The following is a 21,272-nucleotide window of genomic DNA, read 5'->3' on the forward strand; positions in this document are numbered from 1 at the left end:
ATGCTAAAAAGAAAAAAGGGGCAGGGCGATGGAAACGGAGAAATTGCGTGTGTACGATGAACATGGAAATCCGCAAGGGATAGAAACTCGGCAAGCTGTCCATGAACAAGGGCTTTGGCATGAAACGTTTCATTGTTGGATGGTGGGGCGTAGGAACAACAGAGATACGGTTTATCTCCAGTTGCGCAGTGAAGCCAAGAAAGATTTCCCCGGTTTGTTCGACATCACTGCGGCCGGCCATTTGCTGGCGGATGAAACTGTAGAAGACGGCGTGCGGGAAGTTAAAGAGGAACTTGGCTTGGAAGTGGATTTTGATAAGCTCATTCTTCTCGGTATGGTCAAAGATCAAATGGAGATTCCGGGTTTTATTGACAACGAACGCTGCCATTGCTTCTTATCTCCTATGCCGAATAACAATGACCTTAGGTTTGAGTTGCAGCTGGAGGAAGTGTCCGGCATGGGGGAAGTTGATTTTGAGGCATTGGCGGATTTGTTTGCGGGTAAGGAAGAAGAAGTGGAGATTGATGGGTTTATCGCAACGCTTGATGGCCATAGTCCTTTCAAAAAAAGGATTGGCCTGAAGGAGATAGTGCCGCATAGCTCCTCTTACTTGGAAAAAATCATCTATCTTATCAGACAGGAGTTGAACAAATGAAATCATCCATTCAAGCCTTGATATTCGATGTTTATGGCACATTGTTCGATGTCTACTCGGTCAAAGAGAAGTGCAGGGATCTATACGGTGACAAAGGAGAGGAAATCAGCATCGTCTGGCGCCAGAAGCAGCTCCAGTACTCATTCTTGCGGCAATTGATGGGGCAATATGAACCCTTTTCCAAAATCACGAGAGATGCCCTGGATTATACGTTGACGAAATTGGAACTTCCATATGATGAGGAAAAAGTGGAGACCTTGCTTGAGGCTTACAGAAATCTCGAAGCACATCCCGAATCCGCAGAAATTTTAGAGCAGATGCGCGACAAGAAAATTGCCGTTTTTTCAAATGGCTCACGGGATATGCTGGAGCCGCTTATCAAAAACTCGGTTCTTTCTGAACTGATCGATGAGATCATCAGCGTCGACGACATCAAGCAATATAAACCGACGCCGGCGTCGTACAGCTATGCCTTGAAGGTCCTTGGAGTGGAACGCCACGAAGTCCTGTTCATGTCTTCGAACGAATGGGATATTGCAGGAGCAAAGAGCTTTGGCTTTCAGACCGCCTGGATCAACCGGGACGGGATGCCGTTGGATAAACTGGGTATGGAGCCCGACAGCATCTATCGGGACCTTACCGGTATTTTGGAATGGCAATGAACAGCATTTTCATCAAACAAAACGGCAGTGCCTTTTACAGGCCTGCCGTTTTTTTATTGGTTAATCCAAATAATACAAAGCAACAGAAATCACCAGGCTGCTGATGGAAAAAAGAAGGCCGATCTGAAGAAACGAATTTCGGTTTGGGAATTCTTTGCGGTAATCCACTCGATCAACCGAACGTTTTTCGCTTTCCCGAATGAGCTGATCCTTTTTATTTACTTTTGCAAAAAAGTTTCGGGTGCTTTTTAAAAATGCCGTAAAAAATTGGCCTTCGATCAATACCATGATGAAATAGACCATCAGCAGCAAGAGGCCCACTAAAAACAAAGCATCAAACCATCTAGCGATTGACCATTCCGTATATAGGAAGAAAGGCAACGTTAACGAACTGCCCAGTGAAATCAGAAACAAAACTCTTTTAAAATTCATACAAGTCGACCCTTTCCTTACATAAATAGAGATTACCATGTAATTTATAAATTTGAAAATTAAAACATCTTGTTGCCTATTTCCGCAATAACAATTATGATTATAAAGAATTACCAAAATAAAGAATTATCAAAAAATGGGGGTAGGGAAAATGGAGAGAAAGAGAAAAACGCAGATTTTCATGATTTTGATCGCATTCGTTTTAATCTTATCGGGGTGTAATTTCAATTCTTCGGAGAGTTCAAACGAAGAAAGCGCAGCGGAAGGGGAAGCTGGACAAGTATTGAACATTTCGACCACAGCAGATATCCCTACTTTGGATTCTACCAAAGCACATGACGGCATCGCGTTCACTGTGTTGAATAACGTCAATGAAGGGCTTTACCGCCAGGATGAAAACCATGAACCGATTGAAGCTTTAGTAACGGACCATACAGAAAATGAAGACAAGAGCGTTCACACGTTCACATTGCGCGACTCGAACTGGAGCAATGGGGAACCGGTTACTGCGCAGGATTTCGAATATGCTTGGAAACGTGTTATGAAAGACGCAAGCCCTTATAACTTCATGTTCGTAACAGCAGGGATCAAAAACGCTGAAGCGATCATGAACGAAGAAATGGACGCAGAAGAATTGGGCGTTAAAGCAATCGACGAGAAAACACTGGAAGTTACGTTGGAAGCAGCGAACCCATTGTTCCAGTCATTGATGACGTTCCCGACTTTCTTGCCACAGAACCAGAAATTTGTAGAAGAGCAGGGTGACCAATACGCACTGGAAGCGGAAAATATCCTGTTCAACGGACCATTCACATTGGTGGATTGGACACATGAGCAAGGATGGAAATACGAAAAGAACGAAGATTACTGGGATGCAGACACAGTTAAACTTGATGCTGTGAATGCTTACGTTGTGAAAGATCCGGCAGCAGGCGTCAATTTATACGAAACAAATAAAGTGGACCGCATCGTATTGAGCTCAGAAGCTGTCGACCAGAACAAGGACGACGAAAACTTCGATACGATTTTAGAGCCGGAAGTCATCTTCCTTCGTTTCAACCATAACCATCCGGTACTGGGCAATAAAAACATTCGCCAAGCAGTTAATATGGCAATCGACAAAGCAAGCTTAACGGATGTTATTTTGAAAAATGGATCGACTGCCTTGAACGGCATCGTGCCGAAAGGATTCTTCAAATCGCCAACAGGTGAAGATTTCCGTGACTTGAACGGAGACTTCAATACAGGCACGGTTGAAGAAGCCCAGAAGCTTTGGGAAACAGGGCTGAAAGAGACAGGGGCAACAGATGTAACAGTCTCCATCAACATTGCCGATTCTGAAGACCATAAAAAAGTAGCTGAGTACATTCAAGCACAATTGGAAGACAATCTTCCAGGATTCAAATTGGACATCAAAGCGGTTCCTTTCGCACAACGTCTGGAAATCGAAAAAGCGGTCGAGTATGATTTGTCTCTATCTTCATGGGGACCGGATTACAGCGACCCGATGACTTACTTGGATATGTGGTTGGAAGGCGGATCAGCTAACCGCATGGATTACAAAAATGCCGAATTGGAAGAATTGGTGGCTTCAGCAAGAACGGAAACGGATCTAGAAAAACGTTACCAGATGCTGTTGGATATCGAGAAAATCCTATTGGAAGAAGATGCAGCAATCGTGCCGCTTTACCAGGAAGGTGCTGCTGTCTTAATGAGAAGCAAAATCAAAAATCTTTTGGTGCATCCGACAGGGGCTTCATTCTCCTACAAATGGGTGACGATCGAAGAATAAAACAGGTTTACAGCTTATAGATACGAGGGTGTAGCCGATTTATGGGCGCCCTCGTATTTTTTCATCACTGAACCATCACATGGGCGCTTCCACTTTTCGTCTTGGCCAGACTCCAGCACCCAGCTCTTCGGGTCATAAGCCAACCCGGCTGTGCGGCTGAAAATACGCCGCTTTGCCGGTCTGTCTTATGTCCGTCAGAGCTACCCGGGTGCTTCCGCTTTTCGCATCAAGAAGTTAAATTCACCCTATAGAACTGAGGTGTTCGCATGAAACGTTATTTACTGCAGCGGATCGGCTTTATGCTCATTACGCTTTTCATTATTGTGACAGCTACCTTTTTCCTGATGCAGCTGTTGCCGGGTACACCGTTCACCAACCCGGAGAAATTGACCGATAGCCAATTGGCGATATTGAATGCTAAATATGGACTGGATCAGCCAGTCGCTATCCAATACATTCAGTATATCGGCAACCTGGTACAGGGCGATCTAGGTTATTCATTCCAACATGAAGGCCGGACCGTCACCAGCATGATCAGTGACCGCATCGGGCCATCAGCTTTTATCGGCTTGCAGGCATTGGTGATTGGCGCCATTATCGGACTTGTTCTAGGCATTGTTTCGGCTTTGAAGCACAACTCCCTTTTGGATTACGGGTCGGTGACATTAGCCGTTTTGGGAATGTCGATTCCATCTTTCGTTTTTGCGGCGTTGCTGCAGTATTACGTAGGCGTTAAATTGGAATGGCTGCCCGTCGCGTTATGGGAAGGGTATTCCAGTACGCTGCTGCCGTCCATCGCTTTGTCGGTGACGGTGACGGCCACGGTCGCGCGGTTTATCCGCAGTGAAATGCTCGAAGTGATCGGCCAGGATTACATCATTACGGCCAGAGCCAAGGGCTTAAAAGAAAACCAGGTCATCGTCAAGCACGTCATCCGCAATGCGCTGATTCCGGTTGTCACCATGCTTGGGCCGCTTGCTGTCTCGATCATGACGGGAACCTTGGTCATCGAAAAGATTTTCGCAGTGCCGGGGCTTGGCGAGCAGTTCACTTTATCGATCCTGGTATTGGATTACAGCGTCATCATGGGCATTACCATTTTCTACAGCGCTTTGTTCATTTTCGTTGTCTTTGTCGTGGATATCATTTACAGCTTCCTGGATCCACGCATCAACTATAAGGGGGAATCAGCATGACGAAAAACATACCACACCTTCCCCCGCATCAAGATTTGCAGGCGCAAAACCAATATGCTTACGACGAAATCCCATCGGATCTGTTTGTAAAAGCGCCGCTGGACCAACGGAAAAGCGAGGAAATTGGTACGCCGTCCGTGTCTTTCTGGAAAGAAGCATTTCAGCGTCTCATCAAAAACAAAGGCGCCATGATTTCACTCGTCATGCTCGTCTTGTTGATTGCTTTGGCGTTGATCGGTCCGAGCCTGAATGAATTCTCTTACCGGGAACAAAATTTGGCGCATTCCAATATGCCGCCGAAAGTCGAAGGGTTGGAGTGGCTCGGATTCAACGGACAGAACTCGGCAGGCGTGGATCAATATGCGGAACGGGACGTTCAGATCAATTACTGGTTCGGTACCGATGAATTCGGCCGCGATCTGTGGACCCGTGTTTGGAAAGGGACGCAGATTTCCTTGTTCATCGCTTTAGTGGCGGCTTTCCTCGATTTGGTGATCGGCGTCATTTACGGTGGCATCTCCTCATTTTATGGAGGGCGCATCGACAACGTCATGCAGCGGATCATCGAGATCCTTATGGGGATTCCGAACTTGATTGTCATCATTTTGTTTATCCTTGTGCTGGAGCCGGGCATCACATCGATTATTCTGGCGATGGTCATCACCGGCTGGGTTGGCATGGCGCGTGTGGTACGCGGCCAAGTGCTGCAGCTGAAGGGCCAGGAATTTGTTTTGGCTTCCCGTACCCTTGGCGCATCAAATCCACGGCTGATTTCGAAGCATCTTTTGCCGAATGTCATGGGACCGATCATCGTCACAGTCATGTTTACGATTCCGACCGCTATTTTCTTCGAAGCGTTCCTGAGCTTTATCGGCCTTGGATTGCAGGCGCCTCTTGCGTCGCTTGGTGTTTTGATTGAAGACGGCTATAAATCAATGCGGTATTTCCCGTATAAATTGATTTTTCCGGCCTTGGTTATCAGTATCATCATGATCTCATTCAATTTGCTTGGCGATGGTTTACGTGATGCATTAGATCCGAAAATGAGAAAATAGGGGAGGGTTCAACATGAGCGAGACCATTTTGACAGTCGACAACCTGCATGTAGCGTTTAAAACCCAAACCGGCAAATTGACGGCGGTGCGGGGTGTAAGTTTTGATTTGAAAAAAGGGGAGACGTTGGCGATTGTCGGCGAATCCGGTTCGGGCAAGTCAGTCACCGCCAAATCCATCATGCAATTGCTGCCGGCAGCCACCACAGAAGTGACTAAAGGCGATATTGTCTATAACGGCAAAAGTTTATTGAAGATGTCCAAGCGGCAAGTTACGGATTTGCGCGGATCGGAAATCTCGATGGTGTTCCAGGATCCGATGACTTCACTGAATCCGACGATGAAAGTCGGCAAACAGATCATGGAAGGCGTCCAGCGGCATGAGCAGCTGACAAAAGCGCAGGCGCGCAGCCGGGCGCTGGAAATGCTCAAGCTGGTCGGGATTCCGCAAGCGGAAAAACGGCTGGATAATTATCCTCATCAATTTTCAGGCGGCATGAGGCAGCGTGTGGTCATCGCGCTGGCGCTTGCCTGCAACCCGAAAGTGCTGATTGCGGATGAACCGACCACGGCACTCGATGTTACCATCCAGGCGCAAATTCTGGATTTGATGAAGGACCTGCAAAAGAAGACCGAGACAGCCATTATTTTGATCACGCACGATTTGGGCGTGGTCGCCAATATGGCTGACCGTGTCGCTGTCATGTATGGCGGCAAAATTGTGGAACAGGGCACACTGGATGAAATCTTCTACAATCCGCAGCATCCGTATACATTGGGCCTGCTTCAATCGATGCCCAAACTGAATGAAGACCGCTCGCAACCGCTCTTGCCGATTGCGGGTTCACCGCCTAACTTGGCGACGCTTGGAGAAGGCTGCGCATTTGCGGCCAGGTGCCCGCATACGATGGCGGTATGCCATACGTATACACCGCGTGATACAGTGACGGAAACAGGGCATTCTGTGGCTTGCTGGCTGCAGGACGATCGGGTAGCGGCATCACGTGATCTTGTGGAGACCGGAAGCCCATCATAAAAACACATTAAAAAACCAGTAAGGCCCAAATCGGCTTACTGGTTTTTAGTGTTTATATGACACTGATTTCTTCAGTTTTCAAATCGGTAATGAACATATGTCCGGGGGCATGGGTGATCATGATTTCGGGTTTGACGTGCATGGCAATCGCCTGTGGCGTCACACCGCAAGCCCAAAATACAGGAACTTCACCTTCTTTGACAGTCACGCGGTCCCCAAAATCAGGCTGGCTTAAATCACGGATGCCGATGCCTTCAGGATTGCCGATATGCACGGGAGCTCCGTGGACGCTCGGAAAACGGCTCGTCACCTGGACGGCCCGGATAACGTCTTTTTCCGGCATGGGGCGCATGCTGACTACCGTCGGCCCTTCAAAGCGTCCCGCTTTCACTGCGGGAATGGAGGTCCTGTACATCGGTACATTGCAGTTTTCTTCGTTATGGCGAATCGGAATGCCATTGTTGATCAGGGCTTCTTCAAAAGTGAAACTGCAGCCGATTAAAAACCCAACCATGTCATCTGTCCACAAGTCGGTGATCTGGTCTGTTTCTTCCGTCAGTATGCCGTCTCTGTAAATCCGGTATTTCGGAAGATCTGTCCGCAAATCAGCGGTTGGCGCTGACAACTCCGGAATAAATGAACCCGGTTCTGTTACATCGATTAACGGACAGGATTTCGGATTGCGCTGACAGAAAAGCAGGAACTCAAAAGCCATTTCTTTTGGCAGCACCGCCAGGTTGGCCTGGATAAAGCCATTAGCCAAACTGGATGTGGGCTTTTGCCATTCACCATTGCGGATCAGCTGCCGAATTTCACGAGGGGACTGTTGATTGATGATGTTCATCTCATTCCACTCCTTTATTCAAATAATGCCGGAATTCCGTTCATCAAGGTATAGATTCCCATCCACGCCATAGCGACCACGATGACGACACCGAAAACAGTCATCCATAGAGGATGCTTGTAGTCGCCGACAATCTTCGCTTTATGCGCGGCAATCAGCATAACACCAAGGGCAATCGGTAAAATCAAACCATTCAAGGATCCCACAAGCACCAATACCAGAACGGGCTGGCCGATGATGACAAAAACAGAGGTGGAGATGACAATGAAACTGATGATCAATAGACGATTGTACTTTTCCAGCACCGGACTGAATGACCGGATAAAGGATACAGATGTGTAGGCAGCTCCAACAACTGATGTGACTGCAGCCGCCCACATGACGACGCCGAAAATTTTATAGCCAACGTTGCCGGCGGCCAATTGGAAGACGGAAGCAGGCGGATTGGCAGGATCCAACGAAAGGCCTTGTGACACAACGCCGAGCACCGCCAGAAACAAAATAATGCGCATGAATGAAGCGATACCAATCGCATAAATGGAGCTTCTGGTCACTTCGGGCAAGGCTGCTCTGCCGGTCAGGCCTGCATCAATCAGCCGGTGTCCGCCTGCAAAAGTAATGTAGCCGCCGACGGTTCCGCCGACGAGCGTGACAATGGCAAAGATGTCGATGGTATCGGGCACGAAAGTTTTTGCGATCGCTTCGCCGACAGGCGGCTGTGCAGTGATCATAACGTAAACGGTCAATGCGATCATGACAAATCCAAGAATTTGAGCAAAACGGTCCATCGCCCGCCCAGCTTCTTTTACAACAAAAATGCCGATAGCGAGCAAGCCGCTTAAAACAGCCCCGACTTTCGGATCGATTCCGAACAGCACATTTGTGCCAAGCCCAGCGCCGCCGATGTTGCCGATATTAAAAGCAAGCCCGCCCATGACGACCAATAAAGCCAGGAAATAACCCAGGCCAGGCAAAACGTCGTTGGCGATATCCTGCGCCCGTTTGCCGGAGACGGCGATGATGCGCCATATATTCGTTTGGGCACCGATATCAATGATGACAGAAATTAAAATAACAAATCCGAAAGAAGCCAATAAAGTTTCCGTAAAAACTGTCGTTTGTGTCAGAAATCCAGGTCCGATGGCGGAAGTCGCCATCAGGAAAGCGGCACCCAGCAAGACGCTGGCATTGGTATTTTTCATCTTCTTCGCATTCTTCATTGAAATCCTCCTCGGCTTGTATTAAACGAATTCACTCACTTTAACAATATCAATATCGGCTCCTTTCAAAGATTTTGAAATCTGTCTGGCGAACTCGAGTGCGTTAACGCCGTCTCCGTGAATGCAGATGGTTTCTGCCTGCAGCTCGGCATCGCTGTTTTCAACCGTCGCCACTTTATTTTCCTTGACCATGCGAATGACCTGGTCGATGGCAATCTGTGGATCGGTGATCAAGGCGTTGCTCTGGGTCCGAGGCGTCAGCGAGCCGTCCGGTTGATAGGTGCGGTCTGAAAAGACTTCATTGGCTGTACGAAGTCCGATTTTCTCGCCAGCTTTAATGATTTCACTGCCGGACAGCCCGAACAGCACCAGTTCCGGATCGATTTTATAGACAGCTTCTGCAATGGCTTCTGACAAAGCCGCATCTTTTACCGCCATATTGTATAAGGCACCATGTGCTTTGACATGCTGCAACTGTCCGCCTTCGGCTTTGATAAAGCCTGATAAAGCGCCGATTTGATAAACGGTTAAGTCGTAGGCTTCCTGAGGAGACAGGGCGATATTGCGGCGGCCGAAGCCGACCAGGTCCTGCAAGCCAGGGTGGGCGCCAATACCAACATTTTTTTCGAGGGCCAATTGAACGGTTTTACGCATTGTCGAAGGGTCACCGGCGTGGAAGCCGCAAGCGATGTTCGCAGAGGTAACGTAATCAAGGATTTCCTCATCATTGCCCATCCGGTAAGCGCCAAAGCTTTCGCCCATATCACAGTTCAAATCCACTTTATAAATCATGTCCATTCCTCCCGTTTCAACTTAATCGCGGCTTTTATTTGCCGAATCGATTGTTCTTGTTCAATCCAACGCTGTTGTGCATCTGCCAGGGAAATTTCTTTGAAGCGCAATTGCTGTCCCGGCTTCAGCTGGCTGATGAGCGGCAAGTCAACAGACGCAACCTGTCCGATCTTCGGATAGCCGCCAGTCGTTTGGCGGTCTGCCAGCAGGACAATCGGATTGCCATCCACCGGTACTTGAACAGAACCGAAAGCCACCGCTTCTGAAATCAATTCCGCCGGATTTTCAAGAGCCAGATGAGGACCTTCCAACCGATAGCCCATGCGGTCAGAATTGGATGAGACGGCAAAGGCTTCTTGAAAGATCCGTTTTTTGCTGGCGCCATCGAATAAATCAAATTGCCGCCCGGCCATCATCCGGATGACGGGTTCTTCAAAATACCGGACAGGCGGCAGCAGCCAATCTGAGTCATTGTCAGCTTCCTGCAATAGTGAAGAAAGCCGTTGCCTGCTGATCTGGCCAACCGGCACTTCGTCGCCTTTTTCCAGAGAGCGCCCTTGAAACCCTCCAATCCCGGCCCGCATGTACGTAGAGCGGCTGCCCATGACTTCAGGAACATCGATGCCGCCGGCAATTGCCAAATAACAGCGGGCGCCTACGCGAGGCTCACCAAAAGTCAGGGTATTGCCTTTTTTAACGGACAGCATCCTCCACATTGGAGCAGCTTGGCCATCCAGTTTCGGGCTCAAATCGCCGCCGCATAGCGCGATGACCGTGTCTTCGATGAATTCAATTGCAGGTCCGACGAGTGTGATTTCAAGTGTGGCGGCCTGTTCTTTATTGCCGACCAGTAGATTGGCCAGGCGATGAGCATAAGGGTCCATCGCGCCGCTGGCGATGACGCCATATTTCTGAAAACCGCTCCGGCCGAGGTCTTGTACAGTGGTCTGCAAGCTGTTTTTAAGGATTTTCAGCATTCGGATCCTCCTTCCATGCGTGGTAGTCTGTTTCAGAGATTTCCCTGAAGACCACTTTGTCTCCTGCCTGCAGCAGGCTCGGAATGTCATTTTCCGGCCGGAATAACCGAAGCGGCGTTCTGCCGATCAGCCGCCAGCCGCCCGGTGTTTCAATCGGATAGACACCAGTCTGCATGCCGGCGATGCCGACTGTCCGTTCCGGGATGCGGAGTCGTGGGGAATCGCGCCTTGGGGCCGCAATTTTTTCAGACATGCCTCCGATAAAAGGAAAGCCGGGCGCAAAGCCGATCATGTGGACCGAATAACTGCCGGAAGTATGGATGTCAATGACCTCGCGCGCAGTCAAGCCATTGTGTTGTGCCACGAATTCCAGGTCGGGTCCGAATTCACCGCCATAACAGACAGGAATTTCAACGGTTCTGGATTCGACAGCCAACTCTTCCCCCAGGTGCGCCAGAAGTTCCGCCAGCTCTTCTTGTACCTTGCTGTATGTTGCTGCGCAAGGATCGTAGAAGACAGCTACCGTTATAAATGCAGGGATAAATTCAATCATCCAATTGGGTGGCCGGCTTTCCAGCAAAGTGGACAGTCTTCGTATTTTTTTTTCTGTTTCTTCATTGATTTCAGTGCCCAGTTCAATGACAATCGCCTGATCACCCAGCGGCGAAAACGAAGTATTCATCTGCTCGCCTCCTTAGACTGACTATTCTTACTTTTAGTTTAGTATAAGGCTTTTGGAAGTCGCTGGAAAGGAGAGATATGGGTTCTCTAAATAACGTATTAACTGTATCGGAAAGTATTTTAAGTGAAGTGGAAAGTATTCAGGCGGAATCAGAAAGTATTTGAAGTGAAATGGAAAGTATTTGGACTAAATCAGAAAGTATATCCACTTAACTGGAAAAATCACAGCCATCCCGCAATAAAAAAAGTTCCAAAAAAAGAAGCCGCTCAATCAAGAGGGGCTCCTTCAACAATTATTCTTCAATTTCCACTTTCTCAGTCACATCGGCACCATTAAAGAATTCTGCTGAGATTTCGGCGATTGTGCCGTCCTCCAGCATTTCTTCGATGACGCGATCCACATTCTCGGCAAGTTCGGTATTGTCTTCGTTCATCACAACACCCACTTCAGAAGGGCTGTACTTGAGGTTCGGATGGATGGTGATGTCCAGTTCCGGAAAGGCTGCAATCGCCAATGTCTGCAAATAATAATCGTTCAGAATGACATCTGTCCGTCCAATGGCGACGTCGCGGAGATAGGTTTCATTTGTCGCATTGTCATAGACAACTTCCTCAGCGCCATACTCGCGTGCGGTCTCCATGTAAACGGAAGTCGAAGCACCAGCGGCTTTTTTGCCTTCCAGGTCTTCTAAGGTTTCGATGCCGGACAAATCGTCTGAACGGACGATTGCAGTGCCATAAGAATACTTAAACGGTGTGGAGAAAAGAAAATTGTCCTTGCGGTCTTCCGTGATTTCAATGTCATTGGCTGCGATGTCGACTTGTCCGGTTTGGACAGACGTCAGCATTTCATCAAATCCTAGCTCCGTAAATTCAACTTCCAATTCAAGGCGTTCACCGATTTCTCGTGCCACTTCCACTTCGAAGCCGGTCAATTCATCCGATCCTTCTTCCCGATAGGAAGTAGGAAACAAGGTGCCTGATGTGGCAACGATCAGGCTGCCTTTTTCCTGGATTTCATCCCAAGCGGTCGTTGTTTCTTCAGGAGCTGTATCTTTGTTATTTCCACAGGCACCTAAGAACGACAAAGTCACTAGGCCGGCTATGATTGACGCATTTTTTCGGGAAAAGAATATTTTCACGGGGTCTTCCTCCTCTATTATGATTGCACCTAAAAGATAGCATTCTAAGAGGGCAGGGGCAACGGTTTAATTCACCAAATAAAAAATCAGATAATTTAGACTAATAAATTGACCAGTGTGGTCGAATGTTGTATTCTGTAGTCGACCAGAGTGGTCCAAAGAAATGAAAGAGGGCATGAACATGGAGAAATTTGAGAACCTCGACCCCAAAAAGCAACAGAAAATCCTTGATTCAGCATTGATGGAATTTGCCGAAAATGGATTTGGGCAAGCTTCAACCAACCGCATCGTCAAAAATGCCGGTATCGGAAAAGGGATGTTGTTCTACTATTTTAAAAACAAAAAGGACCTTTACGAGTACTTGGTCGACTACAGCATGAATTTCATCATCAATGAATATTTAAGCTTAGTGGATATCAATGAAAGTGATTTTATTAAACGAATGAGGGATGCGGCGCAAATAAAAATGAAAGCACAGCTGGAAAACGAGCATATCTTCAACTTTATGGGAACGTTTATGTTAACGAAAGATCTGGATCTTCCTCCACATCTTCAGAAGCGTTATGAGCATTTGCAGCAGCAGGGTTATGCATTGCTGTATGAAGGAATCGACAAAACGCTTTTCAGAAAAGATGTCGACGTTGACAAGGCATTCAATTTAATCCGTTGGGGAGTAGATGGCTACCAGCAAAATCTCCTGCAAAAGCTGCAGGGGAAAAAAATGACCGAACTGGATTTGAAGCCTTACTGGGATGAATTTTACGAATATCTCGATATTCTGAAGAAAAGCTTCTATACGAATTAGGAGGGAAACTCATGGCAGTCTTGAGAACGGTTGATCTGACGAAAAAATTCGGAGATTTTGCAGCACTGGACGGCGTGAACATTGAAGTGGGCGAAGGGGAAGTTTATGGTTTTATCGGTCCGAATGGAGCTGGGAAGTCCACCACTCTGCGTGTATTGCTCGGCATTTTAAAAGCGACTGACGGGCGTGCAGAAATTTTTGGAAAGGATTCCTGGAAAGATGCCGTGGAAATCCATAAACGCGTAGCTTATGTTCCCGGAGATATCAACTTATGGCCGAACTTGACCGGAGGCGAAGTCATCGATCTGTTCGTCAAATTGCGCGGTGGCAATAATCTGGACCGGCGAGAGGAACTGATCCGGAAATTCGACCTGGACCCGACGAAAAAATGCCGGACCTACTCAAAAGGGAACCGGCAAAAAGTGGCATTGATTGCGGCATTCTCGTCGGATGTGGATTTGTATGTTTTAGACGAACCGACTTCGGGCCTTGATCCGCTCATGGAGCGCGTGTTTCAGGAGTATGTAGTGGAAGCAAAAAAACAGGGCAAGAGCATCCTGCTGTCGAGCCACATCCTGTCGGAAGTCGAAAAACTCTGTGACAAAGTGGCGATTATCCGCGAAGGAAAAATCATCGAAACCGGAACGCTCAAAGAATTACGGCATTTGACTGGGACGATTTTGCTGGTTGAGACCAAAGAGCCGATTGTGGGGTTGGGAGAGCTTAAAGGAGTCAGTGGCATCCAGCAGAAAGATGGTGCCTTGTCTTTCCAGGTCGACACAGCAGAAGTGGATCATGTCATCCGTTACATCAGCCGTTTTGGCGTGAGCCGCATTGAAAGTTCACCGCCGACGCTGGAAGAGTTGTTTATGCGCCATTACGAGGGAACCGCTGGAGCGGTGGAATCAGGAGCAGGAGGCGAAAGGTAATGACCAGACATCTTTTTGACGGAACCGGAACCTTGATCCGTTTTGTTTTGCGGCGCGACCGTTTGCGTCTGCCCATCTGGCTGGTATCCTTTGCAGCCATTTCGGCAATTGTCGCCCTGGCTTTCGTTGGTTTGTATCAAAATGCAGAGGAAAGGCAGGCAATGGCTGAAACGATGCGCAATCCCGCTATGACTGCGATGGTCGGACCGGGATACGGATTGGACAATTATACAGTCGGAGCGATGACTGCGCATGAAATGCTGCTGATGACAGCGGTTGTTGTCGGCTTGATGAATATTTTGCTGGTCATCCGCCATACACGTACAGATGAAGAGGATGGCCGCATCGAATTGGTCCGTTCCTTGCCGGTGGGCCGATTGTCGAATCTGTCATCGACGTTGCTCGTAATGGCCGGTGCCAACATCGTGCTGGCGTTGCTGACCGCTTTTTCACTGGTTGCTTTAGGGATTGAGAGTGTCGATCTGCAAGGGTCGCTTGTCTATGGGTTTGCATTAGGTGCTGCCGGACTGGTTTTTGCCGGAGTTGCGGCTGTCTGTGCACAGTTGTCGCCGAATGCCAGAAACGCACTTGGGTTATCGATTGCCATATTGTTGCTGGCTTATATGGTCCGAGCGATTGGGGACGTCACAAACGAAACCTTGTCCTGGCTGTCGCCGCTTGGCTGGATTTTGCGGTCTGAAGCCTATGTGAATAATTATTGGTGGCCAATTTTGCTGACGTTCGCAGGAGCCTTGCTGTTGATGGCTTTGGCTCTATACTTGAACTCGATTCGTGACCTCGGTTCTGGCTTTCTGCCTTCACGGGCGGGAAAAGCCAAAGCTGCCCGATCCTTATTGAGTCCATTTGGGCTGGTATTTCGGCTTCAGCGGACTGGATTCATTGCCTGGTCAGCAGGGTTGCTATTAATCGGGGCGTCTTATGGTTCGGTTTTGGGCGATTTGGAGTCGTTTTTTGAAGACATTGACCTGATGCAGCAAATGATTGTTCAGTCGGAAGGCTTTTCACTGACAGAACAATTCATTCCGGTGCTGATGGCCGTCATGGCGATTCTCGGAACCATTCCTGTATTGATGGCGGTATTGAAACTGAAAACAGAAGAAAAAAATGACCGGCTTGAGCATATTTTAAGCCGGTCCGTTTCCAGAAATCACGTGCTGGGCAGTTACTTGACGATGGCTGTTTTGACAGGTTTTGTCATGCTTTCTTTAGCAGCACTGGGTCTTGGATTGGTCGGCAATGCCATGATGGAGGAGCAGCTTCCATTGGGGATGTTTTATGGCTCGGCGCTGGCCTATTTGCCGGCGATGTTTGCCATGGTCGGTGTGGCGGTGCTGTTGCTCGGATGGGCTCCAAATTTAACCGGTGCCGTTTGGCTGTATTTAGCTTTTTCGTTTTTTGTCATTTATCTGGGCGGCTTGTTCCAATTTCCCGAATGGGTAGGGAAGTTGACGCCGTTCGGCTATGTGTCTGAGATACCGATTGAAGAGATGAATTACCTGAACGCGGCGATGCTGACAGTTGTGGCGATTATTTTGACGGCAGTCGGCATCACCGGATTTAATCGCCGGGATATTGGAAGGTAGCCGCCAATTGAACAGCAATAAAAAGACCTCCTTTCCGATTGTGGAAAAGGGGGTCTTTACGTTTTACAAAAGCAAAAGCCAGGCAGCGACCGGTCCCAATAAAGCGCCAAATACTGCGCTTAATGTCATCGCAACAGAACTCATCGATGCTTCCTGCTGGCCGTATTCAAAGGCTTTGGCGGTCCCCATGCCATGGGCGGAAGTGCCGAGGCCGATGCCGCGGCCGATCGGCGAATCGATATGCAGCCACTTCAAGAGAGCAGGGCCGAAGATATAGCCGGTGAATCCAGCTACCATAACAAAAACTGCGGCGAGCGAAGGGATTCCGCCGAGGTTGCTGGCAACTTGCATGGCAACCGGCGTGGTCAGTGACTTCGGCAGGACGGTCAAAATCAGCTCTTCTGAAAAGCGAAAAAGCTGAGTAAACAAAATGCCGCTTGCCATGCCGACAACAACACCCGCAGCAATACCTGAAAGAATCGGCAGCATATTGTTGAAAAGCAGATCCCGTTGTTTATATAGTGGAATCGCGAGTGCGACTACTGCCGGCCCCAGCAATGTGCCGATCCAGTTGCCGCCCATCATATATGTATCGTATGGGATATTGCCCAACACTAAAATAAGGACGAGGATGGCTGTAGATGCAAGCACTGGATTCAGCAAAGTCTTTCTGTACTTTAAATATAAAATATTGGTCAGCAAATAAATACTGACCGTCAAAACCGCAAAAAAAGCAGCAGTCAGATTGAATTCCATGGTCAAGACCTCTCCTTTCGGTCAGTGCTTGCCTTGGCGGCATACTGGCTGACCCTGCCCGCAACCGCCATTGTCAGAAACGTGCTGGCAATGACGATTGGAATCAACAGCATGCCTTTGCCGGAAAACAATTCCCCGTATTCAACAACCCCGACGGTAGCCGGGATAAAGTAAAGAGATAAAAAAGCCAATAGGAAATGAGCGCCTGACTCAATCCATTCAAGCGGATAGATTTTCAGCATAAGTGCAATAAACAGCAGAAGAAAACCGATGATGCTGCCCGGCAATGGAATATTGAAAACACCTTGCAACGCTTCGCCTAATAAATAAAAACCCGTAATAACGACAAGCTGAAGAATGATTGAGATTATTTTCAAAGAGAACACCGCCCTCCAAATAGATGCAAAAAGTAAATTCGGCTCTTTCCATATTAAGTTATTTTACAGGATTCCAGTCTAAAAGCGAGAGCGGATTCGGATATCTCTTGCATTTTCAGAAAATAACAGAAAATTTTCCGTACAGTCTTTTTAACTTTGGGCAGTGGGGTATAAGAAGGGAAAAGCAGCAGTCTGTGGCAATGATGCATAAGCAGGACCTCTTGCTGGTTCTGTTATTGAAGAGAGGTGAAGTTATATGGACAGCGAAAAGAACTTGGCTGAACAGCTGGAGCAACAGGCTTTAAAAGGTCTCAACAAACAAATAAAAAGAATCCAGCAAGCTGGCCAAAGTTTATACCATTACACGAGCTTGACCAGTTTAATGGGTATGATGGAAACCAACCGTTTATGGATGAGCAAAGGGACTTTTCTGAACGACTCCAGCGAACTGGTCTATTTTTCTGGCATTTTAAAAACTGTACTGGACAAAATGGAAGTTTCGGACAAAGGGAATCTATGGGCTATGTTTATTGAACAGCTGCAGCAGGCTTTGGATCATTTTATGAAAGAAATTGAAGAAAGCGGTTTTGAAGTCTATGTTTTTTCAATGTCGCAAACAGAAGATTCATTGGCTCTTTGGTATAACTACGCAAAAGGTGATGGCTATAATATCGGCTTTTCTGCAGAGGAGCTTCTTGGGAAAATCAATCATTATTTAGTGGATGCCGGCTTATTGCATGGTCTTGTGGTCTACAGCAGGCGGGAGCAGGAAACCATCTTGGAGGATTTGCTCGTGGAAAGTTTTGAACTTATCAGCGAATATGAAGAGGAACAGATGAACTCGGTATTAGCCGATCATTTCTTTTCGGTGATGGCATCATGTGCAATCTTTTTTAAAGATGCCGCTTTCAAGAGTTAAGAGGAATACCGAATTGCAATCATCAGCCGAGGAGAACTGGACGGGAAAGTGAAATTCCGGGCACGGAATGGGGTGATTATTCCTTATATTGAGGTATCGTTTGAAGAGAAATTACCCATCAGCCATATAACGATTGGCCCTAAGAACAATATCGATATTGCCAAAAGCGGCATTGAACATTACGTAAGGAGCAAGGGTTATAACTTGGAAACCATTTCTGTCAGTAAATCTGTCGCGGCTCTCCGGTATTGAAAAGAAAACAGACTGGCGGCATGTCTCCGGAAATAGCGGAAGAGACGGTGCGAGACAATAAAAAAGAAGGGTGGAAAAACGGATATGGGACCAGAAATAAGCATTAAAAAATGAATTCAAACCGTACTTGACCTTAAAATTCCGTTTGGATCAACTAACAATTAGGGGGGGATCCCTGATTGAAATTTATCTTTCTTGCCGGCAGAGAAGCACTGGCTTGAATGAAGGCTAATAAAGTCAAAGGCAGCATCATTATTTTTTCTCATATTTATTCATTAATTACCAAAGTAGGGAACATTCACCATAGTAGCCCGAAAGGCGGCCCGAAAATGCTAACAGAAACACTGGCGTTGGAATATGCAAAGCACAGCATAAAGATTAAAAGCATCGCGTCTAGAACCATCACGATATCGGGAAAACGCACACAAGAACAGAGTGTGGATGAAAAAAGAAAAGGCGCTCCAGAAAATCACGATTAAAAAAACAGAAAACCGGAAAGTATCGCTGCAGCCGCTGCTTGGCTTGTTTCTGATAAAACTGCTTATATCACTGGAACTGCTTTATTCGTAGATGGCGACATGACATTATGCCTTTCTCAATTATTCTAACAATAATTGTACACCGCACAGGAGCATTTCAATCTGTGCGGTTTTTTATGCACGCTTAAGTATATATACTATATTGAAAAAATAACCATTTAACTCCGGATTTCGAAATAGACAGAATTTAAAAAAATCTTTGATTATAATGCTTGCATTTTAAGCTAATTGTTGTATTATTACTTTATGCAATATATCGCATACATTTTTTTAAAAGAGAATGTATTATACTAAAATTATAGATACAAGTACACGAGCCAACGGATTTAGAATTTAGGAGGAAATAGGAATGGATAGTAAATTGTCGTTTAAATCATATGCAGTTGTAGGGATGATGTTGTTTGCGCTGTTTTTTGGAGCAGGAAACTTAATCTTTCCCGCGCAGCTTGGACAATACGCAGGAACAAACGTCTGGATAGCGATATTCGGATTTCTGATTACAGGTGTCGGTCTGCCATTGCTGGGTATATTAGCGATCGGTTACTCGAAAAGTAATGACTTACAAGATCTTTCAAGCCGTGTTCACCCTGTCTATGGGTTGGTCTTTACGGCAATGCTTTACTTAACGATCGGACCCTTCTTCGCTTTGCCAAGAACAGGCGCTGTTTCATATGAAGTTGGAATTGCACCGTTTGTTGGAGAAGGAAATGCCACAATTGCTTTATTGGTCTTCTCTTTAGTCTTCTTTGCAATATCATTGCTCGTATCATTGAATCCGTCAAAAATGGTCGACAGCATCGGCAAGATCCTTTCGCCTGCGATTCTTGTGACCTTGGGTGTTTTATTGGTTACATCGTTCGTTAATCCGATGGGAGCTAAAGAAGCGCCACAGCCGGCTTATGCAAACGATGCCTTCTTTACAGGCTTCACTGAAGGCTATAACACCATGGACGCACTCGCTTCCTTGGTTTTCGGGATCATTGTCATTTCTGCAGTCCGTAAATTGGGTGTGAATTCGCCTAAAGGCGTCTTAACCGCGACTTTAAAAAGTGGGGTTGTAGCTGCTGCTCTTTTGGCCATCGTCTACACAGGAATTGCTCTGCTCGGTTCAACAAGTACGGCAACTTTAGGGCTGATGGAAACAGGGGGACCTGTTTTAAGCGGCGCTTCGGGCCATTATTTCGGTAATTTCGGTTCCAGTTTATTGGCCGTCATTATCATTCTGGCGTGTTTGACAACTGCTATCGGCTTAACTGTTGCTAACTCGGAGTTTTTCCATAAGTTGACGCCTTCCATCAGCTATAAAACGTATGTTGTGATTTTCTCTGTCTTTTCGTTAGTTGTCACTAATGCTGGGCTTTCGAATATCATCACTTATTCAATCCCGGTATTGATGTTCCTTTATCCACTGGCAATTGTCTTGATCATCCTGGCTTTCTTGTCGCCATTATTCAGACATGCTCAGTTGGTGTACGTATCGACAATCGTTGTCACATTCTTTATCAGCATTGTTGATGGATTCAAAACCCTAACTTCTTCGTTGGGAGTCGATAATCCCGCTTTGCTTCAATCAGTAATTGACTTCTATGCCGCAGTCCTGCCTCTTTACGACAAAGGGCTTGGCTGGTTCTTGCCAGCGTTGATCGTCATTGCCGTCACCACGGTAATCGCACGCAGCAAAAAAGAAGTGAAAGTTCAAGTTGCTCAAAACAACGCCTAATATCAATAACTATAGGCCGTTCCAAAAATCGGATCGGCTTCCATATAAAAAGCTGTTACAAAAGCGAAGAGGCTTTTGTAACAGCTTTTTTCAATTAATTTAAAAGCTTTTTTCGGTAGTCAATTCTTCGATGGTCCGGATCCAATTGGATTTCATCAGCTGAGTCACTTTTTCCGGATCTTTCTCTTTTAATGTCTGGATAATCTGGACATGCTCGTCATATGAGCTTTTCGTCAGCATCAGCGAGTGATGAAAAAACTGTCTTCTGACATGTGATTGGAGGCTGCCGAGCATGGTATGGATATATGGATTTTGAGCGGTGTCAACGATGATCTGGTGAAACTCCTGATCAATTTTCAAAGCTGAAAATCCATCCTGGCTGTCGATGGCTTTAATGAATCGCTCATTGGTTTCTTCCAATAAGTTGAAAATGTCTTCATCAAGATTTGGAATGGCCAATTCTGCTGCAAGTGCCTGCAGAACAGCGAGGGGAGGCAATAAGTTTTTGAGATCGTCTTTTTTCACATTCGTGACGCGTGTCGCTTTTCCGGGAAACATCTCGACAAATCCTTGAACTTCCAATAATTGAAGTGCTTCGCGGATAGGGGTACGGCTTAAACTCAATGCCTGGGCCAAGTCTGTATCAACCAACTTTTCTTCGGGCTGTAAGGTGCCATCGATGATCCACTGCTGCAATTGAAGATAAGCGCTTTCCTTCGCTGAGACGCGGACAGGCTTCGTATAATTTACGGGAATAGGCATTGCAAGCTCTCCTTTTTTACTGCAAAATTTATGACACGGAAACACGCAATGGGATTGGGAACCTCCCAATGAATGAATATCTCTTAATACCATTATACACCAATTCAGACTATCTATGAAATATTTTA

The 21,272-nt window shown here is 46.8% G+C and carries 22 protein-coding genes and 1 pseudogene; 13 read left to right on the top strand and 10 right to left on the bottom strand.

Translation table 11 applies throughout. The features are described 5' to 3' along the window. Positions 1–28: 28 nt before the first annotated feature. Both QMA01_RS11500 and QMA01_RS11505 read left to right on the top strand, forming a co-directional pair. The gene (locus tag QMA01_RS11500; RefSeq protein ID WP_290215040.1) at positions 29–655 is read left to right on the top strand and encodes an NUDIX hydrolase; all 627 of its coding nucleotides are present in this window, start codon (positions 29–31) and stop codon (positions 653–655) included. Beyond that, positions 652–1,317 (top strand): haloacid dehalogenase type II, encoded by a 666-nt coding sequence (locus QMA01_RS11505; protein WP_191715164.1) that lies wholly within the window; start codon positions 652–654, stop codon positions 1,315–1,317. Before QMA01_RS11500 ends, QMA01_RS11505 begins: the two co-directional genes overlap by 4 nt. Positions 1,318–1,377: 60 nt before the next feature. Here QMA01_RS11505 and QMA01_RS11510 read toward each other — a convergent pair whose 3' ends face one another. Further along, positions 1,378–1,749: a DUF3899 domain-containing protein gene (locus tag QMA01_RS11510; RefSeq protein WP_191715165.1), complete on the bottom strand. Its 372-nt coding sequence runs from the start codon at positions 1,747–1,749 to the stop codon at positions 1,378–1,380. 151 nt (positions 1,750–1,900) lie between these two features. Between QMA01_RS11510 and QMA01_RS11515 the strand changes: the two genes are divergently transcribed. From QMA01_RS11515 to QMA01_RS11530, 4 genes are all read left to right on the top strand, one after another. Then, positions 1,901–3,541, top strand: a complete 1,641-nt coding sequence (locus QMA01_RS11515; protein ID WP_191715166.1) for a peptide ABC transporter substrate-binding protein — start codon at positions 1,901–1,903, stop codon at positions 3,539–3,541. A gap of 266 nt (positions 3,542–3,807) precedes the next feature. Continuing rightward, positions 3,808–4,737: an ABC transporter permease gene (locus QMA01_RS11520; RefSeq protein WP_191715167.1), complete on the top strand. Its 930-nt coding sequence runs from the start codon at positions 3,808–3,810 to the stop codon at positions 4,735–4,737. Beyond that, on the top strand, positions 4,734–5,792 hold the full coding sequence (opp3C, locus tag QMA01_RS11525) for an oligopeptide ABC transporter permease (RefSeq protein WP_238943203.1): 1,059 nt from the start codon (positions 4,734–4,736) through the stop codon (positions 5,790–5,792). The genes QMA01_RS11520 and opp3C overlap by 4 nt, the downstream gene beginning before the upstream one ends. Before the next feature lie 13 nt (positions 5,793–5,805). Next, positions 5,806–6,825, top strand: coding sequence for an ABC transporter ATP-binding protein (locus QMA01_RS11530; RefSeq protein ID WP_290186380.1), 1,020 nt, complete (start codon positions 5,806–5,808; stop codon positions 6,823–6,825). Between the two features lie 52 nt (positions 6,826–6,877). Here QMA01_RS11530 and QMA01_RS11535 read toward each other — a convergent pair whose 3' ends face one another. The 6 genes from QMA01_RS11535 to QMA01_RS11560 form a co-directional block, all read right to left on the bottom strand. Next, positions 6,878–7,669, bottom strand: coding sequence for a putative hydro-lyase (locus QMA01_RS11535; protein WP_290186378.1), 792 nt, complete (start codon positions 7,667–7,669; stop codon positions 6,878–6,880). A 14-nt stretch (positions 7,670–7,683) separates the two neighbouring features. Continuing rightward, positions 7,684–8,889 carry an NRAMP family divalent metal transporter gene (locus tag QMA01_RS11540; protein WP_191715170.1) on the bottom strand — a complete coding sequence of 402 codons (1,206 nt, stop codon included), beginning with the start codon at positions 8,887–8,889 and terminating at the stop codon, positions 7,684–7,686. A gap of 21 nt (positions 8,890–8,910) precedes the next feature. Then, positions 8,911–9,681: a LamB/YcsF family protein gene (locus QMA01_RS11545; protein WP_290215041.1), complete on the bottom strand. Its 771-nt coding sequence runs from the start codon at positions 9,679–9,681 to the stop codon at positions 8,911–8,913. Next, positions 9,678–10,658 (bottom strand): 5-oxoprolinase subunit C family protein, encoded by a 981-nt coding sequence (locus QMA01_RS11550; protein ID WP_290215042.1) that lies wholly within the window; start codon positions 10,656–10,658, stop codon positions 9,678–9,680. Before QMA01_RS11550 ends, QMA01_RS11545 begins: the two co-directional genes overlap by 4 nt. Continuing rightward, on the bottom strand, positions 10,642–11,340 hold the full coding sequence (gene pxpB, locus QMA01_RS11555) for a 5-oxoprolinase subunit PxpB (RefSeq protein ID WP_290215043.1): 699 nt from the start codon (positions 11,338–11,340) through the stop codon (positions 10,642–10,644). The genes QMA01_RS11550 and pxpB overlap by 17 nt, the downstream gene beginning before the upstream one ends. Positions 11,341–11,632: 292 nt before the next feature. Next, positions 11,633–12,433, bottom strand: a complete 801-nt coding sequence (locus tag QMA01_RS11560; protein WP_290215188.1) for a transporter substrate-binding domain-containing protein — start codon at positions 12,431–12,433, stop codon at positions 11,633–11,635. Positions 12,434–12,662: 229 nt separating this feature from the next. Between QMA01_RS11560 and QMA01_RS11565 the strand changes: the two genes are divergently transcribed. Genes QMA01_RS11565 through QMA01_RS11575 form a run of 3 tightly spaced genes read left to right on the top strand, consistent with a single transcriptional unit; the run spans position 12,663 to position 15,819 of the window. Continuing rightward, positions 12,663–13,286, top strand: coding sequence for a TetR/AcrR family transcriptional regulator (locus QMA01_RS11565; protein ID WP_290215044.1), 624 nt, complete (start codon positions 12,663–12,665; stop codon positions 13,284–13,286). Between the two features lie 11 nt (positions 13,287–13,297). Continuing rightward, positions 13,298–14,215, top strand: coding sequence for an ABC transporter ATP-binding protein (locus QMA01_RS11570; protein ID WP_191715176.1), 918 nt, complete (start codon positions 13,298–13,300; stop codon positions 14,213–14,215). Beyond that, complete coding sequence (locus QMA01_RS11575) at positions 14,215–15,819, top strand: ABC transporter permease (protein WP_290215045.1); 1,605 nt, start codon at positions 14,215–14,217, stop codon at positions 15,817–15,819. Before QMA01_RS11570 ends, QMA01_RS11575 begins: the two co-directional genes overlap by 1 nt. 63 nt (positions 15,820–15,882) lie before the next feature. On the opposite strand, the gene QMA01_RS11580 is transcribed toward QMA01_RS11575, so the two are convergent. Together QMA01_RS11580 and QMA01_RS11585 are read right to left on the bottom strand one after the other, a co-directional pair. Then, complete coding sequence (locus QMA01_RS11580) at positions 15,883–16,575, bottom strand: LrgB family protein (protein WP_290186367.1); 693 nt, start codon at positions 16,573–16,575, stop codon at positions 15,883–15,885. Positions 16,576–16,577: 2 nt separating this feature from the next. Further along, entirely contained in the window at positions 16,578–16,952 is a 375-nt protein-coding gene (locus tag QMA01_RS11585; RefSeq protein WP_290215046.1) for a CidA/LrgA family protein, read from the bottom strand. Positions 16,953–17,208: 256 nt separating this feature from the next. Between QMA01_RS11585 and QMA01_RS11590 the strand changes: the two genes are divergently transcribed. The 4 genes and pseudogenes from QMA01_RS11590 to brnQ all read left to right on the top strand — a co-directional run bounded on the left by QMA01_RS11590 (position 17,209) and on the right by brnQ (position 20,382). After that, positions 17,209–17,871 carry a DUF2971 domain-containing protein gene (locus tag QMA01_RS11590; protein WP_290215047.1) on the top strand — a complete coding sequence of 221 codons (663 nt, stop codon included), beginning with the start codon at positions 17,209–17,211 and terminating at the stop codon, positions 17,869–17,871. Positions 17,872–18,344: 473 nt separating this feature from the next. After that, a complete protein-coding gene (locus QMA01_RS11595) occupies positions 18,345–18,602 on the top strand; it encodes a Rossmann-fold NAD(P)-binding domain-containing protein (RefSeq protein WP_290215048.1) in 258 nt (85 codons plus the stop codon). 18 nt (positions 18,603–18,620) lie between these two features. Continuing rightward, a pseudogene (locus tag QMA01_RS18215) lies at positions 18,621–18,731 on the top strand (glucose-1-dehydrogenase); the annotation flags it as partial. A 280-nt stretch (positions 18,732–19,011) separates the two neighbouring features. Then, positions 19,012–20,382 (top strand): branched-chain amino acid transport system II carrier protein, encoded by a 1,371-nt coding sequence (gene brnQ, locus QMA01_RS11600; RefSeq protein WP_191715182.1) that lies wholly within the window; start codon positions 19,012–19,014, stop codon positions 20,380–20,382. A gap of 99 nt (positions 20,383–20,481) precedes the next feature. Here brnQ and QMA01_RS11605 read toward each other — a convergent pair whose 3' ends face one another. Further along, positions 20,482–21,144 (bottom strand): GntR family transcriptional regulator, encoded by a 663-nt coding sequence (locus QMA01_RS11605; RefSeq protein WP_290186363.1) that lies wholly within the window; start codon positions 21,142–21,144, stop codon positions 20,482–20,484. Positions 21,145–21,272: the final 128 nt, after the last annotated feature.

Origin of the sequence: Planococcus notacanthi, assembly GCF_030407825.1 — a bacterium.
Lineage (GTDB): Bacteria > Bacillota > Bacilli > Bacillales_A > Planococcaceae > Planococcus > Planococcus notacanthi.

Bases quoted from the DNA above. Each gene is read 5' to 3' on its own strand.
- QMA01_RS11500 (WP_290215040.1), top strand. From the start codon at position 29: ATGGAAACGGAGAAATTGCGTGTGTACGATGAACATGGAAATCCGCAA.
- QMA01_RS11505 (WP_191715164.1), top strand. From the start codon at position 652: ATGAAATCATCCATTCAAGCCTTGATATTCGATGTTTATGGCACATTG.
- QMA01_RS11510 (WP_191715165.1), bottom strand. From the start codon at position 1,749: ATGAATTTTAAAAGAGTTTTGTTTCTGATTTCACTGGGCAGTTCGTTA.
- QMA01_RS11515 (WP_191715166.1), top strand. From the start codon at position 1,901: ATGGAGAGAAAGAGAAAAACGCAGATTTTCATGATTTTGATCGCATTC.
- QMA01_RS11520 (WP_191715167.1), top strand. From the start codon at position 3,808: ATGAAACGTTATTTACTGCAGCGGATCGGCTTTATGCTCATTACGCTT.
- opp3C (WP_238943203.1), top strand. From the start codon at position 4,734: ATGACGAAAAACATACCACACCTTCCCCCGCATCAAGATTTGCAGGCG.
- QMA01_RS11530 (WP_290186380.1), top strand. From the start codon at position 5,806: ATGAGCGAGACCATTTTGACAGTCGACAACCTGCATGTAGCGTTTAAA.
- QMA01_RS11535 (WP_290186378.1), bottom strand. From the start codon at position 7,669: ATGAACATCATCAATCAACAGTCCCCTCGTGAAATTCGGCAGCTGATC.
- QMA01_RS11540 (WP_191715170.1), bottom strand. From the start codon at position 8,889: ATGAAGAATGCGAAGAAGATGAAAAATACCAATGCCAGCGTCTTGCTG.
- QMA01_RS11545 (WP_290215041.1), bottom strand. From the start codon at position 9,681: ATGATTTATAAAGTGGATTTGAACTGTGATATGGGCGAAAGCTTTGGC.
- QMA01_RS11550 (WP_290215042.1), bottom strand. From the start codon at position 10,658: ATGCTGAAAATCCTTAAAAACAGCTTGCAGACCACTGTACAAGACCTC.
- pxpB (WP_290215043.1), bottom strand. From the start codon at position 11,340: ATGAATACTTCGTTTTCGCCGCTGGGTGATCAGGCGATTGTCATTGAA.
- QMA01_RS11565 (WP_290215044.1), top strand. From the start codon at position 12,663: ATGGAGAAATTTGAGAACCTCGACCCCAAAAAGCAACAGAAAATCCTT.
- QMA01_RS11570 (WP_191715176.1), top strand. From the start codon at position 13,298: ATGGCAGTCTTGAGAACGGTTGATCTGACGAAAAAATTCGGAGATTTT.
- QMA01_RS11575 (WP_290215045.1), top strand. From the start codon at position 14,215: ATGACCAGACATCTTTTTGACGGAACCGGAACCTTGATCCGTTTTGTT.
- QMA01_RS11580 (WP_290186367.1), bottom strand. From the start codon at position 16,575: ATGGAATTCAATCTGACTGCTGCTTTTTTTGCGGTTTTGACGGTCAGT.
- QMA01_RS11590 (WP_290215047.1), top strand. From the start codon at position 17,209: ATGGACAGCGAAAAGAACTTGGCTGAACAGCTGGAGCAACAGGCTTTA.
- QMA01_RS11595 (WP_290215048.1), top strand. From the start codon at position 18,345: ATGAAGGCTAATAAAGTCAAAGGCAGCATCATTATTTTTTCTCATATT.
- brnQ (WP_191715182.1), top strand. From the start codon at position 19,012: ATGGATAGTAAATTGTCGTTTAAATCATATGCAGTTGTAGGGATGATG.
- QMA01_RS11605 (WP_290186363.1), bottom strand. From the start codon at position 21,144: ATGCCTATTCCCGTAAATTATACGAAGCCTGTCCGCGTCTCAGCGAAG.